Origin of the sequence: Siphonobacter sp. SORGH_AS_0500 (genome assembly GCF_002838835.1) — a bacterium.
GTDB lineage: Bacteria > Bacteroidota > Bacteroidia > Cytophagales > Spirosomataceae > Siphonobacter.
Genome location: NZ_NHPP01000007.1, coordinates 267,935 through 284,686 on the forward strand (window position 1 = coordinate 267,935; position 16,752 = coordinate 284,686).

The 16,752-nt window shown below is 40.8% G+C and carries 19 protein-coding genes; 10 read left to right on the plus strand and 9 right to left on the minus strand.

From position 1 onward, the window contains the following. Nucleotides 1-389: 389 nt before the first annotated feature. A complete protein-coding gene (locus BWI96_RS10565) occupies nucleotides 390-647 on the plus strand; it encodes a hypothetical protein (protein ID WP_106636606.1) in 258 nt (85 codons plus the stop codon). A gap of 346 nt (nucleotides 648-993) precedes the next feature. Here the strand turns inward: BWI96_RS10565 and BWI96_RS10570 are convergent, their stop codons facing one another. Then, nucleotides 994-1,761, minus strand: a complete 768-nt coding sequence (locus BWI96_RS10570; protein WP_106636607.1) for a hypothetical protein — start codon at nucleotides 1,759-1,761, stop codon at nucleotides 994-996. Nucleotides 1,762-1,799: 38 nt separating this feature from the next. Then, nucleotides 1,800-3,380 (minus strand): type IV secretory system conjugative DNA transfer family protein, encoded by a 1,581-nt coding sequence (locus BWI96_RS10575; RefSeq protein ID WP_198555230.1) that lies wholly within the window; start codon nucleotides 3,378-3,380, stop codon nucleotides 1,800-1,802. A gap of 572 nt (nucleotides 3,381-3,952) precedes the next feature. Between BWI96_RS10575 and BWI96_RS10580 the strand changes: the two genes are divergently transcribed. After that, nucleotides 3,953-5,542 carry a histidine kinase dimerization/phosphoacceptor domain -containing protein gene (locus BWI96_RS10580; RefSeq protein WP_232793679.1) on the plus strand — a complete coding sequence of 530 codons (1,590 nt, stop codon included), beginning with the start codon at nucleotides 3,953-3,955 and terminating at the stop codon, nucleotides 5,540-5,542. 3 nt (nucleotides 5,543-5,545) lie between these two features. Continuing rightward, nucleotides 5,546-6,295: a response regulator gene (locus tag BWI96_RS10585; RefSeq protein WP_106636610.1), complete on the plus strand. Its 750-nt coding sequence runs from the start codon at nucleotides 5,546-5,548 to the stop codon at nucleotides 6,293-6,295. A 15-nt stretch (nucleotides 6,296-6,310) separates the two neighbouring features. On the opposite strand, the gene BWI96_RS10590 is transcribed toward BWI96_RS10585, so the two are convergent. Further along, nucleotides 6,311-6,568, minus strand: coding sequence for a hypothetical protein (locus BWI96_RS10590; protein WP_106636611.1), 258 nt, complete (start codon nucleotides 6,566-6,568; stop codon nucleotides 6,311-6,313). Between the two features lie 84 nt (nucleotides 6,569-6,652). On the opposite strand from BWI96_RS10590, the gene BWI96_RS10595 reads away from it, so the two are divergent. Next, on the plus strand, nucleotides 6,653-7,291 hold the full coding sequence (locus BWI96_RS10595; RefSeq protein ID WP_106636612.1) for a hypothetical protein: 639 nt from the start codon (nucleotides 6,653-6,655) through the stop codon (nucleotides 7,289-7,291). Between the two features lies 1 nt (nucleotide 7,292). Here BWI96_RS10595 and BWI96_RS10600 read toward each other — a convergent pair whose 3' ends face one another. The 6 genes from BWI96_RS10600 to BWI96_RS10625 all read right to left on the minus strand — a co-directional run bounded on the left by BWI96_RS10600 (nucleotide 7,293) and on the right by BWI96_RS10625 (nucleotide 11,244). Further along, entirely contained in the window at nucleotides 7,293-7,562 is a 270-nt protein-coding gene (locus BWI96_RS10600) for a hypothetical protein (protein ID WP_106636613.1), read from the minus strand. 1 nt (nucleotide 7,563) lies between these two features. Further along, nucleotides 7,564-7,833: a helix-turn-helix domain-containing protein gene (locus BWI96_RS10605; protein WP_106636614.1), complete on the minus strand. Its 270-nt coding sequence runs from the start codon at nucleotides 7,831-7,833 to the stop codon at nucleotides 7,564-7,566. 188 nt (nucleotides 7,834-8,021) lie between these two features. Then, nucleotides 8,022-8,969: a nucleotidyl transferase AbiEii/AbiGii toxin family protein gene (locus BWI96_RS10610; RefSeq protein WP_106636615.1), complete on the minus strand. Its 948-nt coding sequence runs from the start codon at nucleotides 8,967-8,969 to the stop codon at nucleotides 8,022-8,024. A 78-nt stretch (nucleotides 8,970-9,047) separates the two neighbouring features. Continuing rightward, the gene (locus BWI96_RS10615) at nucleotides 9,048-9,641 is read right to left on the minus strand and encodes a DUF6088 family protein (RefSeq protein ID WP_106636616.1); all 594 of its coding nucleotides are present in this window, start codon (nucleotides 9,639-9,641) and stop codon (nucleotides 9,048-9,050) included. 675 nt (nucleotides 9,642-10,316) lie between these two features. After that, nucleotides 10,317-10,904 carry an ImmA/IrrE family metallo-endopeptidase gene (locus BWI96_RS10620; protein ID WP_157830312.1) on the minus strand — a complete coding sequence of 196 codons (588 nt, stop codon included), beginning with the start codon at nucleotides 10,902-10,904 and terminating at the stop codon, nucleotides 10,317-10,319. 7 nt (nucleotides 10,905-10,911) lie between these two features. Then, on the minus strand, nucleotides 10,912-11,244 hold the full coding sequence (locus BWI96_RS10625; RefSeq protein ID WP_106636618.1) for a helix-turn-helix domain-containing protein: 333 nt from the start codon (nucleotides 11,242-11,244) through the stop codon (nucleotides 10,912-10,914). Between the two features lie 408 nt (nucleotides 11,245-11,652). Between BWI96_RS10625 and BWI96_RS10635 the strand changes: the two genes are divergently transcribed. From BWI96_RS10635 to BWI96_RS23270, 6 genes are all read left to right on the plus strand, one after another. Then, nucleotides 11,653-12,681 (plus strand): CBASS cGAMP-activated phospholipase, encoded by a 1,029-nt coding sequence (locus tag BWI96_RS10635; RefSeq protein WP_157830313.1) that lies wholly within the window; start codon nucleotides 11,653-11,655, stop codon nucleotides 12,679-12,681. Then, nucleotides 12,681-13,628, plus strand: a complete 948-nt coding sequence (locus tag BWI96_RS10640; RefSeq protein WP_106636621.1) for a cyclic GMP-AMP synthase DncV-like nucleotidyltransferase — start codon at nucleotides 12,681-12,683, stop codon at nucleotides 13,626-13,628. Before BWI96_RS10635 ends, BWI96_RS10640 begins: the two co-directional genes overlap by 1 nt. Next, complete coding sequence (locus BWI96_RS10645; protein ID WP_106636622.1) at nucleotides 13,616-14,281, plus strand: SEC-C metal-binding domain-containing protein; 666 nt, start codon at nucleotides 13,616-13,618, stop codon at nucleotides 14,279-14,281. The genes BWI96_RS10640 and BWI96_RS10645 overlap by 13 nt, the downstream gene beginning before the upstream one ends. 101 nt (nucleotides 14,282-14,382) lie before the next feature. Beyond that, complete coding sequence (locus tag BWI96_RS10650) at nucleotides 14,383-15,183, plus strand: GGDEF domain-containing protein (protein WP_106636623.1); 801 nt, start codon at nucleotides 14,383-14,385, stop codon at nucleotides 15,181-15,183. Between the two features lie 803 nt (nucleotides 15,184-15,986). Then, nucleotides 15,987-16,325: a hypothetical protein gene (locus tag BWI96_RS10655; protein WP_106636624.1), complete on the plus strand. Its 339-nt coding sequence runs from the start codon at nucleotides 15,987-15,989 to the stop codon at nucleotides 16,323-16,325. A gap of 2 nt (nucleotides 16,326-16,327) precedes the next feature. After that, entirely contained in the window at nucleotides 16,328-16,444 is a 117-nt protein-coding gene (locus BWI96_RS23270; protein ID WP_369804137.1) for a hypothetical protein, read from the plus strand. The last annotated feature ends 308 nt before the right edge of the window (nucleotides 16,445-16,752 follow it).

Genomic DNA, 16,752 nt, shown 5'->3' on the forward strand with positions numbered 1-16,752 from the left:
TCGATTGGTATACGGAATGCCTCAAGCTACAGAACACAGCAGAAAACAAAAAATCAGGATGTGATAGGCCATACGAAACCCTTGTTTCGCCAAACAAAGCCCCGCGAGTTGAGCTTTGCCGGGTCACTGCCCTTCATTCACAAAGCAGCATAGCGATCGTTTGAGTCATTCGGTTCAGCTTTGTGTTTCATGGAACGTGGGAGAATCTCCTTTCAAGGTTAGTCGATTTATGCTGTCAGCGTAGTGCAACCCGGACGGGACGACGCTTATCCTGATTTTTTACGGTGTAAAAAATCATCTGACGACTCCGCTTCGCTCCGGGGAGCTGTCCCGTCCGGGTCGCACTCTTTTCGCTGCCATCATCGACCAACCCTGAAAGGAGATTTACGATGACCACAGAAACCCAAAACCAAACCGAAAAGAAATACCCAACCCACGCTGTATACTTCCTGACGAACAAGAAGGGCAGTGAGCAGAAAGAATGGAACAAAGCCGGTGCAGCTTGGATTCACGCAGATAATGATGGCATGAATATCTCACTGAGCCTGTTTGGTATCCGCATCCCGCTGGTGGTTCGCAAGGTTCAGCCTTACGTCCCAACTGCAACACCAGTGGCACCGCTTGAGCCAGTAGATATTTATTCTTAGGAATAAATTCTATCCATTGACCGCTTAATCCGGGCAGGGTGACTTGCCCGGATTTTTTGTGTCCAAGGTCAACGAACCTTTTTCTATCCTGAGAGCTGAATCCATCCGATGAAATGGCCGTACGCCCATTCCTCCCACCACGTAATAGAAGCATAAACTATAGGTCGGTTGAAACGGAAAACACACCATCACTTCAACCAGTATGCATATCCCATATTTTGCCTTTCATTAAACGCGAATCGGCTCAGAGCTGTGTGACGAAAAGCGTATACCCGGTAACGGCTAGTGTTAAACGCCATCAATCATTTTTGCATCAGACATCTCCCCTTAGCACTGCTAAGGCTAGTCATGAAACATCGACAACCTCATCATCAACTATGAAGGAGCTGGCAAGTTGGCGTCGCATCTCTGGGTCCGTTGGTCGTCGTCCGTAGAAGGGAAAGCCGCGTGTTTCCTCCACGGGTCGACCTTCGATGAAGGATCTAGAGAGTTCTTCATTACTGATATACTCATCTATTTTATCCATGACGAAATGATCGCCTTGTCGATACGCAGCCCGGTAACTCAATGCATAAAAGATGCTGCACCAGAGAATAAGCAGTCCTACGTATTGACTGAGCATGAACAGTCCAAATCCAATGAGGAAGAAGAAAGCGGGTTCGAGAATGGTTTCAATGGTACGGGTATCACAGGTTTTTCCCATCCAGGTAAATGCTCGGAAGCGAGGGTGAATGTGACCAGTCGAAAGGCTGAATCGGGCAAAATCAAAGACGGAAGGTAATCGTTTGATCTCTTCTCGCCGCTGTAGGCACATGTAAATAAAAGCGGCCAGGTACAGATACCAGCTACCGAATGATAGAACGAAAAAACCGAAGCCAAATTGAGGACTAATCTTACTGAAAATAAGACTAAAAAAGGGCGGGATTAGGCACAAAACAAAGGTAATGAAAAGAGCGGTCGAAAAAGAAAAGTAACGTTCCCCCATGTTTCGACGAATAAACACTTCCAGAAGCAGGCGAGGCCAGGAGCAAAAAGCTAGAAAAAAGGCTGCTAAATTGTCCTTAAACTGACTGGTTCGTTTAAACACACTGCGGTAATACAGATTCTTTTTCATGATTGAAGTTAGTTAGGGTATTTAAAAGAGTGAGACTACTAGTCAATAGGGAAGTAGTGTTGGTTAAAACGCATTTTAACGTAGTTGACCGTTCCAATCAGGCTGTCGCCCTGACGGTGTAGGTACCCTTCCACGCGAAAGTCATTTTGCGGCCCGCCGGTTTTGAGCCGAACAAAGCCTTCTGGCCTGACAGCCCGTTCCAGCTTCAGAGATCTCGACTGCGTTTGAGAGAAGTTCTGGGAGACGGTGATGCTTTCGGAGCGGTCTTCAAAAAATGCATCTCCCAGGAGTTCGGAAGCATATTTATTCGTTTCAATATCCGCATTGGCGTGAAAGATCTTGGTGGCCAAGGTCCCTAAAAAGCTTTTGACTTTGAACTCAGCTTTTCCTCCGCCCATGCAGGCATAATAGTTGGGAAGGTTTTGCGAAATATAGACGGTAGCAACCCGGCTACTCCGGGCCGTTGCCTGAAAATCAGCGTCGTGTTCGTGGATAAAGTTTTGAGCTTCGTCCGCCCACAGGAAAACGGGACACCCATTCGTTCCTATATCCCGTTGCTCTATGGCCCGTTGCCAAAGGTACTTGAAGAGAATCTGGCAATCCCGTCCCACTTTGTGATAAATCTTGACGGGGAGATTGATGAGAATGACTTTACCAGTCAGTGAATCTTCTGGCATTACGGTAGACTGCTCATCCCGGCAAAACAGCGAATAAACGGGTTCGCGAAGCAAGCGGAAAAGAAATCCCGAAAAAATAAAGTCGATAATGGAACGGGTCTTATCCGTTAGCGGGATGAAATTTTCTACAAAAAATTGATCGATGTATTTGAAGAGCCGGGCCTGAGGAACGGCCTCCAAAAGTGCTTCTTCCAGGAAAGCGTCCTCTTGTAGACGTTGCTGATCCTCAAAAGACAGGCCAGTAAACCATTCTTCCGCCCAGGCATTGACTTGGGCCTTGGCCCGTTCAAAAGCTTGATGAAAATACTTGATACCGCCGTGTTCATCATCGGTTTTAAGCCCTTCAATGGTTTTTGGAATGGTCTGAACAATGTTATAGAGATCGCTAATGGAAACATGGCCGTACGCTAGTTGGCAAAGATCGATGACATTGAACATGAGCATATCCAGTGCGGTTTCCCAAAAAGCATCGTCACTTTTACCCGCATCTTTTTCCTCACCTGCCCGAATGACGGTTTTAAGCACATCGACCAGGTTTTCGGTCAGAGGACTGCCGCCGCTGGATTTCGCTGACTCGTAGCGAAGAAAGTTGAATCGGTGCGGGCCACCGGGTTCGAGAATAATCAGATCCTCGCTCCGACCCGTTTGCTGACAGTATTCGATCCAGGCTTGTTTTTCATCGGGTTTGACGGTGAGCACTAACCCGCCAAAGCCCGCTTGAAGGTATTTGAGGGCGAGCATTCGACCCGAGCCGGAAGTCTTACCCGATCCAATGCCGCCGAAAATCTGTACGCCTTCGACCGCATGACGGATAGTCCAAAATCCACGTCCCGTTGACGCGTCCAGCGTCAGAATGGGCTGATCGAGATCCACTGCGTTCATCATCTGTTTGGGGTGGGTTTGAGGACTAATGTCTGATGAGGAATCCAGAGGGGGACACACGGGATCCTTGGTATGGGCTAATGATATTTGTCTAAGAAGAAAATAAAGCAGCTAACGATTCAGGGTTCTAGAAAAAGTAAGAGGCCTGAAAAAAATAGAGTAGATAGAAAAAAACATAGCGGATAGATTGAACGGGGTGATGACGATTACTCAAAATAGTTTCATTTTTCGAACCTACAGATAGATTACATAAGTAAGGCCTACTTTCTCCCAATGAATCCTTCTTTTTTCCTAACGAAGGATTTTTAATAGAGCCATAAATGCCGCAAAAAATGATTATTATTCGGCTATAAAATGGGATGGATTTCGATAGTTATGGACGATTTTAAGCAGTTTAACAAAGGTTAGTGAATAAGCTTATTTGGGAATTTGCGTGCTTTTATAATTATTTGCAAAGTCTCAAATCAGGGGCGTTTACTCGTATGGGAATAGCTCACGTAATACGTTCAATTGCTAGATGCTTTTTACTATTCATAGCTCCTTATTTTAGCTATGGGCAAGCAGATTCTGTGGACTTATCTATTCCTAAAAAAGTACAACCAATGATTGGGAGTAGGAATTATACCCGCTTATTGGAAACGCAATTAGACTATCGTAAAGCAGTAGCAAAAAAGGATTCTGCTGAGTTGGGAGAAGTATGTTACTTGCTAGGGAAACGCTATACTGCACTGGGTGATTTTTTAACGGCCAAACGATGGTTTATTCAAAGCTTACGGATCCGCGAGCCCAAGGGATATTCAGAGGCTATAGGAAAAGTATACCTCCGCTTGACTGAAAATCATGTTGTTTCTGGACAGTTTAAAGAAGCAAGGGTGTATGCTCGCCGAGCCTTAGTGAACAATCAGAAGGTTCAGTCCGTCCATGGGTTAATGGCTTCGTATCTGGTTTTGTCAGGTACTTATGGACTGGGCTATCAGCTCTATGAAAAGCAGAATAAGGCTCAGGCTAAAATTTTTCTAGATAGTACCTATTACTGTGAGCGGCAGGCCATCCATTATGCCCGTGTCATGAAAGCCCCTAATGAACTTGCCAATCTATATTCCATTTTTTCTAGTGGATATAGAGAGAGTGATCCTCAAAGAGCTATGCATTATGCAAATTATGCCCTTTCGGTGTATACTAAGCAGCACGATTATAATGGCCTATTCAATTCATATTTAAAGTTGGTATCCATTTATACCGGTCAGCGAAAATTTGATCGTGCGTTGGCAGCTTTACAGAAAGCTCAAAAGTTTGCGAAAGCTCATCAACGCTTAGACTTTTTACAAAGTATAAATATGGAAAAAGTTTCTACGGATCTCTACCAAAATATGGGCCAATGGAAAGACGCTTTCTACCATTTGGAAAAAGTGCATACGCATGAATTAGCTGCTCTATCGGCTGACCGGGAAGGAGCCTTGGCTCGTTTGGAAATTGAATACGAGACGCAAAAGAAAGAACTTCTCTTACAGTCGAAAAACGATGAATTAGCCCGGCGTAATCAATTCATCGTACTCATCTCTGTATTGCTTCTACTGACACTCCTCATCAGTGTTGTGTTTTTTCGATTGTTTCGAAAAAATCGACGAATTAGTCGCTGGAATGCGGGATTAGTCAGTGAGCAAAACCATCGCGTGAAGAATAATCTTCAGGTAGTGTCTAGCCTATTAGGATTACACCTTAGTCGGCTTTCAGATCCAGTGGCCAAACAAGCTGTAGAAGAAAGCCAGCTACGCGTGCAGGCGATGGCCGTACTCCATCGCAGGCTGTATGATGGGGATCAACTCGTCAAAGTAAATTTAGCCACTTATATACCTGATCTGGTGAATGGCATTTTGCAGGCTTACGGCTTTGGAACGCTTCAGCCAGTTTACCAGCTTCAGCCCATCTGGTTGCACGTCGATAAGTCTGTCCCCTTGGGATTGATGATCAATGAATTACTAGTCAACGCTTGCAAGTACGCATTTACTGCTACTGAAAATCCTTCTCTGATGATTACTTGTAGTTATCAGGGATCGCGTGTTCATCTGACGGTAGCCGATAACGGACCTGGCTTTTCAGAAGACCCCGCGAACGCATCCTTCGGCATGTGGCTGATTACTATGCTTGCCGAACAACTGGAGGGAGCGTACGAATTTCAACAACACCCCGGGACTACATTTCATTTATCCTTTAACGGTTAAAGCATGGAAGCATTACGAATACTCATTTTCGAAGACGAGTTAATGGTGGCTCACGACATCCGGGAGAATTTAATTAAATACGGGTATGAGGTGAGCGGCATTGCTCGGACGCTTGAAAAGGCCCTGGATATATTAGAAAGCTGTCCTACCGATATTCTATTGGTAGATATACAGCTCAATGGTCCCCTGGATGGCATAGAGATCGTGCAGCGATTGTCAAAGCAGTATTCCATTCCGGTCATTTATCTGACCGCTCACTCGGATATGAAAGTGTTAAATCGAGCCAAACAAACCAATCCATCCGCTTATCTGATCAAGCCCTTTCGGATGGCAGAATTACCGCTCCAAATAGAATTGGCCATTCATAACTTCTATCAACACCCGCTTCCGAATCCGAATAAGAAAAGTGATGGGTTCCTGTTGTCAGTCGGTGGTATTTTTATACGGGTCTTCAATCACGAGATTATTTACATTGAAGCAAAGGGACCTGCTTCCCAGTTCCATCTGACGCAAGCGGGGTATAGCCGTATTCATCCGCATCGAAAGGTGGAGCTTTACGCAAACCTTGGGTATCTCTTTGACCATCATTTAACGGATAATTTCTACCGATTGTCTAAATCGGAAGGGATTAATCTGGATCATGTGGATGGAATCGAAGCGGACGAGGTACTATGTAGCGGCCACCGAATATCCATTCCCACGGGTCAGCGAAAAATACTGCTCGAACGGTTCAGTGTCATTCGATCCCGATAGACGTGGTGGGTAAGCTCAGCGTTGAGTTCGCCAAACGAAGAAGGACGTAAAGGGATTAAAAGTAAGGGTTGTTAGCTTGTAAGAAAGGCCCGTGTAGGGTTCAAAGGAGGCGAGGTCTAGACGACGGGGCTCAGGCGTTTCCGTTGAATCCATGAGAGAGGCCCAGGTAATGGCTTCCTTGCGTCCTTCTGCCGTAGCTTCTTGCCAGGCTTCTTCAAATCGATCTTTATCGCCATCAAACAGAGTCTCAAGGAGATAGGTTTCATAGTCCATAGATCCGACCCGTAAGAAATACAAAGCCTACTTCTAGTTTACTAGAAAAACAGACTATGTCAAGTGTCAAAACGATTTCTTAGCATGGCTACCCCAGAAGATCACTCTAAAAAATACGCGTTTCCGGAATGGCTTGAATACATCGAAGAGATGGTCAACGAAGCCCGCAAAAAGATGGAGCTACTCGATAAACAACTGGATCGAACGCCTCGCGAAAGAGACACGCCTCAGGCCTATGTACCCCGGTATAATCCTCCTGGATTTTTGAAACCTTCAAAACCGACTAATCCAGCTTATGTCGTGTACGACCTGGAAAAGAAAAAGGAGACTATTGAAGCTAATGTAAATGAATGGGTAGAACGTCAAATAAAAGAGCTTAATCTTGACGACGAGACCGTAAAGCAGCTACGTCAGGCAACGCTACATACGCTCTATCCGAACCCCTTTGAGGGAAAATCCAAGCTGGAAATGAAGGGATTATTGAAGGCAAAGAAAGATATTAATTATTCCCAGTACTACATGCTAAAGCTAAAACAAGACGTTCAGCAAGAAGAAAAAGAAAAGCTATCCCTCATACGTAAAGAAGCATTAAAAGAGAAGAAACCGTTTTCGATCTCCGCTCGATTTACGCAAACACTTAGCTATACGAAGGTTCAGGAATCAATTCTACCCGAAATCCCCTCAAAAAATGGCAAGGGTAAAGACCTGCCCATTAAACAATAGCTTATTTAGACGGAGGGTCTATGTCACGTGTTTTACTGGGGGATGATGAAGGGTTACTTTTACTGAGGCGGTCTTCTTGAAGCCAGGACGGCATTTTCGCTTTGACTTGTTCCGACAGATATTGCTGACGTCCCTCTCGCATGCCTTGCAAGCGAGGGCTATTTCCTTGAATAGCCGATAGTTTCTCGGCCAATTCAGGCAAGTGCTGAGCCAGCAGATAGCTGTCGTTGAAGCCTTTGATATAGTCAGGATGAATAGGTTCTTCTTCCATGCTAGAAAGTATTTCGAGCGTTTCTGTTTAAATAGTCTTCAATGGAGTTCCGGTCGTATAGGATGATTTTTTTCTGCGGCTGCGAAAACCGAATTTTCCCTTCATCCCGAAGCTTTTGAAGCGTTGTTTTCGATTTGATTCCCAGCAATCTCATGGCTTCGCTGTCATCTAACCAACGACTATTCACTTGGGACGAAGTTTCCCTCAAGCGGGTAACGACTTGATCAACCAGTTCGTAAAAGGCGGCTTCTTCGAGGCAAATAACTTGCATGGATAAGATTGCTAATGCGATATTCGAACATACAAAATCTCTCGCATCGTAACAAGCGTTTGACTAGAGAAGTGCTGGAGTCCTAATTTCTATTAACGTCCTCGATAGAAGTGATTTATAATCTGTAACCCGATTTAATAATCAAGGAGGTTAGAAAAAGTAGTACTTAGTGAGTAACCATAGTTCCTTTAAAATGCTATGGTAAATTCCCAACCTAGATTTTGCAGTTTTTCTTTTACTTGGTTTAGGGAGATTATTAATGCCTCAAAGGTCGGAGGGTTTTCTTCGTAGATCATTTCCTCCAGCATCTTTTTATAATCATCGGACCAGGCAGGAATTAGCTGATCGGGTGGAATGGGATTCAGCGATTTAGGGTTATGAAGATTATAATCAATATTTCCAACCTTGGAAAAAGTAAATCGGTGCGAAACGATGGTCTGATAGAGCTCTTGATTTTGTAAAGCTTGATCGGCGATTGCTGTTTGAGAGAGATGATGCACATCGTATAGATGGCGGCTTAACCGATTGACTCTTATCTTTTCCGGTGGACGATGAAATTCTTCGTGAAGCAGAAATAATTTTTCTAAAAATGTCCGCTCCGCATCAACCGTAGGTATCTCAACAAACGGAGCCGCGAAATCGATTTCAGCATATAGTTCGTCTACTAATGAGCCGAAGCGGCAAGGGGTAAACGGTTCACGTAGGGAACGACAACCGATTTCAATTTGCACGCGTGGCTGAACATAGCCAGGTGTTGAAATAATAGGAGGATAATGAATTTCAATGATTCTAGGATCCTGATCACTATCGGCGGCGGGTACCACATGCAAACTCGCATCTTCCAGTCCGTTTTCTGAGAATTTTTGTTGTAGTTCTTCAAAGAAGGGGCCGGTGGTATACTCTCCTGCTGCTTTTCGTAATGCGGTCCTTTGACTTTTGGTAAGATCTCCCTTGAAACCCAGGAAGGCTCGATCTATGGCTAAATCAATATCTTCAGAGAAGCGATGAATAAGCTTCCACGCTTTACTAAGAGAAGTGCCCCCTTTGAATACTAGATGAGGGGCTACCTCCATTTGAAAAATGATGGTCAGGGTTTGAGTGACCCACCAATCTTTTTCTACCGCAAAGGCAGGCATTCCAGTCTGATTGCTGATCGCTTGAAAAATAGCTTTCTTGTCAGAAGCAGGAGCTGGTAAAAAGGATTGGAGGTCATCTTATAAAGCCTTTTTCATTATTTTTTGAATCCATACCGGGGCTAAAGCAATATCATGCACTAAATCGGCAAAGCTTTCCTTTTTAAGCAACGCTATGATTTTTTTCTCTTCTTGTTCACTAACCTTCCCATTGCCTAGTTCTTTTAAGGCCTGAATCACGAGTCGGCTGGTTTTCCCTTTGGCAAGCAAATTCTTGGGAGTCGTTTTTTTAAATTTAATAGTTCGCTTCCCAACCTTAATCTCACGTGGAGATCCATCCGTTAGTAGTACTACTTTCATCGGAATCTGGTTACTTAGCCCTAAGGCATTCAAAGCATAAGCTCCACTGGGAACAGTTCTGATTTTATCACGTTTAGCAATGGCTTCAGCTACTTCTTCCGCAGAAGGCATTACGGAGCCGATGAGTTTGTTTTGCTTCGGTCTTACATATATCCCTTGAGCAACCCGAACAAGTACCTTTTTTTCTTCCAGACGATCCAGGGCTTTTCTAACTGCTTCAGAGGAGCCATGACTAGCGAAATCCTCTGGAAAGAAAAGTACCCCCTTCTGCTTCGCCTTGATAGTTTTATCTATTTGTTTTTCAATGCTTTGCATAATTATATACCTGTATATTAGTCACAAATATAGTAATAATATGTGACTAATATAGACTTACTACAAGTCACAAATTTTGTCAAGATATGTGACAAAAATATATACAAATCATGGACTTTAAGACATTGTAGTGAATGGAAGGGGTATTAGTAAGAAATGTACATTTAATAAGGATTTAGAAGTTGTTATTGTATGATCTAATACTGCTGATTTATAAACTTGATCGATTTGCTTACAATGTAGCTTTTGTATCTGTGCTTCGGAACTCCGTTATAAATCGTTGTATGCTACGATATCTCAGAAGGCTAAACTTTGACGATGGGTATTCTAGCGACTACGTCTTAGCACAAACAAGAGATAATCGCGAATTGAGCCGAAAAAGCTCTTAGCCTAAAAAAAGAAACCAGGCTTTCGCTAGACATCTCAGCTAATGAAATCCAGCAGGTTAAACAAAAAGGAAGGGTTAATAGTCAGATTAATGCCGACATAAATCAAAGTAACCGCCCGAGTAGTGTCATTAAAAAGCTTTGGTTGTGTAACTACGATTGGACCGAGATTGGCCGTCAACTCAATACCAATACATGTACTACCCTTCATGGGGAAGGTTTCAGATTGGATAAGCACAAAGAGTTATAAAACTAGTTGGTTCATAAAATCCTCCCTTGCCAAATAGGTTCATGCTTTGCTTCGCTTTAGTCGAGAAAAGTAAGCTTGTCTTTCTGCTCCAGTTAAATGAAGACGATATTTTACCATTTCATGACTAGCATTAAAATGACTAGCCATCATATCTATCGACATATTTCTTTTTAAGGCCCATAACAAGCCTGGTTTCGCAATCTGCATCGCTGCACCCAAACAAATAGCTTCTTCTTCCTGAGCTGGATCAAATTGTCTCATTCCAAGGGGTAAAGGGACAGACCGGGAGGGAGGTAATGTGTGCTCGCATAAGAAATGAGCAATCTCATGCATAATGTTAGATTGTTGACGAGCAGGCAAATGATATGGATTATGAATTATAATTGTATTATTTGCCTTAGTTGTCATTGTAAGGGCACTCCAGCCACATTCTTCTGATAAAGATTTGATAGTACTACTACCACTTAAAATTTCTGCGGCTGAGTATATCCGAATTCCTAGATGATCGGCTAAATGAAATGCATCCAGTGGTGACCAAGCAAAAAGACCTAACTTTTCTCGGTACTCAATCGCCATTTCTTCGGCACGCGTTTTGAAACCACGTTTTAAATTACTCTTGAAGGCCACAAATCACTTATTTGGTTGCGTATGCTAAATCAATCATTTTAATTAACATGTTCACTGTATCGGTTGCTAGCTCACGATCTGCCCTCAAATGAGCCACGACAATATCTTTATTAGAAATAGATCCATCAGCAGAATTTAGGATAAAAGTATCTGTACTAGTATCAAGCCATTTGCAGATTTTAATAAATGTGTCAACGTCAGGTATCTTTCCTTGCTCAATACGAGAAAGTGTTGGAGCACTTACTCCGCCAATTTCTTCTGCTATAGTTCTTAATCCCTTAGCCCCTCTTTTGCTTTTCACCATCCCGGCTAGAAGCTCAGTATTTAATGTTGATTCCATATGGAAAAAATAAAATAGTGTTTCATTGGTGAAACGGATAGTATTTTGTTTCTTTGTTGAAACAACGAGGGTAGGTGTAAAATTAGTGAAACAAAGGTATTTATTTTTTCAACATTAACAAGATAACAAATGGCAATTATTGTAACCTACGACATCACTAGTAAACATGTCGAATTTAAGAAGGAAATGATTAAAAGGGGGTATGCACCTACGTTTGTAGATCACCAAAACAAAACAGTGTATCTACCTAACACAACACTTTACCATGCATCAAGGACTCCAGCTCAGGCTAGGGATGAAGTTATGAATGTTGCTAAAATAGTGGTAACAGAACTGGAGCGGTGTATATCAACAGAAAGTTCAAACTGGGCTGCTATTTATGGGGAGCCATTTAAACGATAAAGGATATTGAAAGAAGAAAATAAAAAGTCTTTCCGCATTTTATCAATTGATGGAGGCGGGATTAGGGGCCTAATACCAGCTGTAGTATTAGCTGAAGTTGAAAAACATTTGCAAAAAGATAATTCTGATAAAAGGCTTCATGAACATTTTGATCTTATCTGCGGCACTTCAACTGGAGCAATATTAGGAATAGCGATTGCATTAGGTATACCTGAAAAAAACTTGGTTGAGTTTTATAAGGAGAACGCAGAAATGATTTTCCCTAAGTGGTATCTAAAAGTTATCCCAAGAAAAGCTCGCGTATTTGTAACTTCTATATACAGTAATAAAAAACTACGTAGAAAGTTAGAAGAAATCTTTAAAGCAGCAAATAATGATGTAACGCCTACATTATATGATTTGAAAACCAACGTATGTGTTCCTTCATTTAATGGAAATACGGGATCAATTAATGTATTAAAGACTAAGCATCATAAGGACTATCTTCGAGATTTCATGCTCCCAGCTCATGAAGTAGCTCTTTCTAGTGCATCAGCACCAATCTATTTTCCACCCCATAGCTTTAGTTTTAATAATGAGCACGGCAGTGGTTCCAATGTAAACATGATTGACGGTGGAATTTTCGCTAATAACCCGACACTAATAGGATTATTGGAAGCAACAGATAAGTTAGGGTATGATTTTGGAGAAATAGAAATCCTATCATTAGGAACAGGCAGAGGTAAGCACATTATCAAATCACATTGGTTACCTAAACAATTCTTTTATTGGTTTATTCCTAAGCCGAGATTACTTGATATTATTCTAGATAGTCAATCGCAAATTACAGAGCAGTATCTTTTGTTTTTAAAAAGATTCTCTCAGCGACACGGTAATGATTTTGGTTATATGAGAGTTCAATATGACCTAGGTTCAGATACAATCGATTTGAATGCGTCAAGTAAAACAGATATTCGTAGACTTGAAGGCATTGGAAACGAATTAACAAAACAAAATTTAAACGAAATCCTCCAATTTTTGAAAATCAAACAGTAATGGCAAATTGTCACAATTTATTTATGGATTACCATGATGATATATCCATTGGTAGTACTAAGAAGAATAAAATGATCAATTCTAAGAATGCTCTTAGAAAAAGAATCCGCGAGTGGTTTAAAGAAAATCATCCAGATTATGTCCCTAAATTTTATATTCAAGGTTCTCATAAAATGAAGTCTGGAATTAGGACAAAGGAAGATATTTGTGATTTGGATGACGGTGTATATTTCTTTCGTAAGCCAGATGTAACCGCTACAACTTTACAAGGCTGGGTATGGGATGCAGTAAATGGTCATACAAGTACTACCCCTGAGCATAGAAGAAAATGTATCAGATCTGTTTTTGTCAATGACTACGAAATTGACCATCCTATTTACTATAAGATAGAAGGCCAAGAGTATAGAATTGCAGTTAAAGGAAATGGTTTTGAGGATAGTGATTCAAAAGCTGTAGTTAACTGGTTCAATAGTAAAAAGGATAAAGATGGCAAGCTTTTAAGACATGTTAAATACAGTAAAGGATGGTGTGATAATATTCGTAATAAGATGCCAAGTGGTCTAGCAATGACCATCCTAATTTCTAATGCAAAAGAAAGAATTGTATTAAATGAGAGAGATGATATTACACTTAGGGATCTCTTGAAAGAAATAAAAAGGGCATTAGATCGTGAATTCAAATGCATCGTTCCTGCTATTCCTAATGATGACTTATTTGCTAATTATAGCGATGCCAGAAAGAATAACTTCCTTAGATCGTTAGATGAGTTTATTGCTGATGCCGATGCAGCCATTAGAGAGGAAAATCAATTCAAGGCTAGCAAACTTTGGAGGAGACACTTGGGCAGTCGTTTCCCTGAAGGGAAAGATGAGAAGCAACAAGTAAATTCACGTGCAGCGGCCGCAGCCGCAGCAGGTGCTATAACTTCAAATCCATGGGCGAACTAAGTCGAGGTGCTAAGGAATTCATTGAGGAAGCACAATCACTAGTGGATCAGAACCCATGTTTATTCATAGCTAAGGATGAACATGGGTTGCCATCATTGTGCGGAGAGCTTTTGCTTGATGACGAAGAAGGAATTCCGTTTGATTCTTATCACGTAAAAATAGAATTCGTTAGCAATTATCCTTTTGAATTCCCCAAGGTATTTGAAACAGGAAATAGAATACCTAAAAATATTGACTGGCATATTTTTGAATCTGATGGACATTGTTGTATTAAATCAATGCCAGAAGAGTCATTACTTTGTAAGAGAGGTATTACTCTTGAGTGGTTTATTAAGACCCAAGTTAAACCATATTTTTACAATCAAAAATACAGAGAAATACACGGATTTTTCTTAAAAGAGAGGTCTCATGGAATAAATGGTAATAACGAATTTTTCAAGGAGATATTCCGAACCGAAAACTTACAGACTATTGCTAAGGGCCTAATTTATATAAAAACAAGACAAAAGCCTAATCGAGTTGATGCGTGTTTTTGTGGAAGCAAATTGAAATTTCGTAAATGTCATCGAGATACATATCGTTTACTTTTGAACTTATCAGATGAAGAACTAATTTATTATGCCAAATCGATTATCACTGAAGGGCTTGGGTAATATTAAATTTTAGTTTTTATTAATATAATGACAGATATATATTATTATTGTATTTGATTCCTGTCTGAAAAAGAAACAAGGCTGACTAATAAATAATATAGGTGAAACAATATATTCATAATTCTTGGCTTAAATTTAAACAAGATTTTCTCTCTAAAATTCTTTATGACGTTTTTAAAATTCCAAGCATAACAACTCTTTTATTAATTGTAGCTATCCTTTTCCCAAAGGGTGAAACTTTAAGTTTTTTACATAAAAGAAACAACTTAACTAATATAGAAATATTAGGGCTAATGGTGATTGCGATGACATGTGCTTCGATACTGACGGGCTTAATATTTTATAATAAATATAAACTACTACAGAAAGATAATTTCACAGATCCTTTAACGGGATTAAGAAATGATAAAGCATTAAAGGTATATTTGTCTCAAAAAATTAAAGAAGCTTATCAATCAGGTAAACCGTTGTCAATAATTATAATTGATGTTGATAATTTTGCTGTATTTAATGAAAAGTATAATCAAACCATAGGTGATAAAGTACTAGGAGAAGTAGGGAGATTATTATCAAAAGATAATAGATTTACTGATGAAACTTTTCGTCAGTATAATAGAGGAGACGAGTTTATTATAGTTAGTTCTAATACTACTATCACTGAAGTTGAAATAGCAGCCGAAAGGAAAAGAAAATTTCTAGCTGGTGCTAACTTTCTTATTGGAGATATAAGCTATAACGTTACAGTTTGCTGTGGTTTATCTGAATATAAAATGGGCGATACTGAAGAAAGCTTACTTGAGCGGGCTAACTATGCTGTTAGAAATATTGCGAAGAAAAAAATGGAAAGAACTCTACGGAATATGTATCTTAATGTCCTAAATATTACCTATTATGTGTTTTGATTTTATTAGCTTAAATTGGAAATGAGAAAGTTATGAAGAATTCATAATAAAATATAAATTAAAATTTATTGGACCTATGACCGATTATATAGTTCCTTATAAATTTAAGAGTAATGTAATCAAATTGCTTGCTTTTACAAGCGATTATTTCCTGATTTAATCAGCTAAAAAGAAATAATAAGAAAGACAAGACCTTCAGATCTAAAGAGCACATCCTTTAGTATAACGGAGATCTGCTTAACGTTGGGCACTGGTACCAGAACCTATTTCAGTGCATCTAGTAGGTGAGTATGGAAGGCACCTACAAAAACCGCTACTACGTAACCATGCTTATCAACGAACTTCCGCTGGTACAGATTGAAATTAAGCGTGACGGTTGGAGCTGAAAGAGGTCTTTAACCAGAACAATCGCTACCAGCGATATTCGTACGACAGTAATACGGCTCTGTGTTAATACATTCAACTTTTCGTGATCAGCAGCGGCGTCAATACCAAAGTATTACGCGAAAAAGCGTTTAAGTAGACCTTCTACTAGACCAATGTTGAAAAGCAGTGGATCAGTAATCTCGATGCCTTCACACGGACTTTTCTGGAGTCCTGCAACTTTCGAAGATGATCTGTAAGTAAATCGTGCTGATATGAAACCTACAAAAGCCTGATGGCACTGTAGCCTTGCCAGTGCTATGCCGTAGAAGCCATCATTCCATCATTGACGGGTCAAGCAAAGAAATAAAAACGGTTATATCTGGCATACGATCGGCTAGGGTAAAACGCTAACGTCGTTCAAAGCCAGCCAGATTATTATGCACCTGTCCCAGATGGCGAAAATGGTTTTCGTCGTGGATCGTAAAGATCTCAATTACCAGACGTCCAAGGAATTCAACAGCTTTAGCAAAGGCAGTGTCGATGGTACCAGTGGTACCTGCCTGATCGTTACCATCATCCAGAAATTGAATTCTGCTATTATCAAAGTAAAGTCTCAGGCCTTAATGGAGCAGTTAAGTGCGAAAAGGTGGTATTCATCTTCGATGAATGCCACCGCAGTCAGTTTGATGATACGCAGCAACGCGTTCATGAATTTTTTTAGAAAGCCCAGATATTTGGTTTTACGGGTAAAGATAACGATCAGAAAAATTCGCTAGGACTGCGAACAACCAAAGACCTCTTTGGCGAACGTCTACACCATAACGTCATTACCGACGCCATACGGGACGAAAACGTATTTAAGCTTTCCGTAGAATATGAGGCAGTTTCCGATTAAAGGATACGCTTAATGAAATGGACATTGAAGTCGAAGACAATTGATACCAAGAGCTGATAGAACACCCCAGCCGCCTGGATAATGTAGTGGATTACATCCTGCCCAATCACGCTCGCAAAACGTATAATTGACTATTTACGGCGATGTTCTGTGTGAGCAACACTAGTACCTTCAGAACGCTTACGCAGGAAAGTTAAGTGTGCCTTGAGAAAAGCATGAACCAGTAGAAGCTAAACCACCGATTTATCCTTCAGTAAAGTGGAAAGCACTTAAAAGAAGTAAAAACAGTTAGGCAGAATAAAAAAATA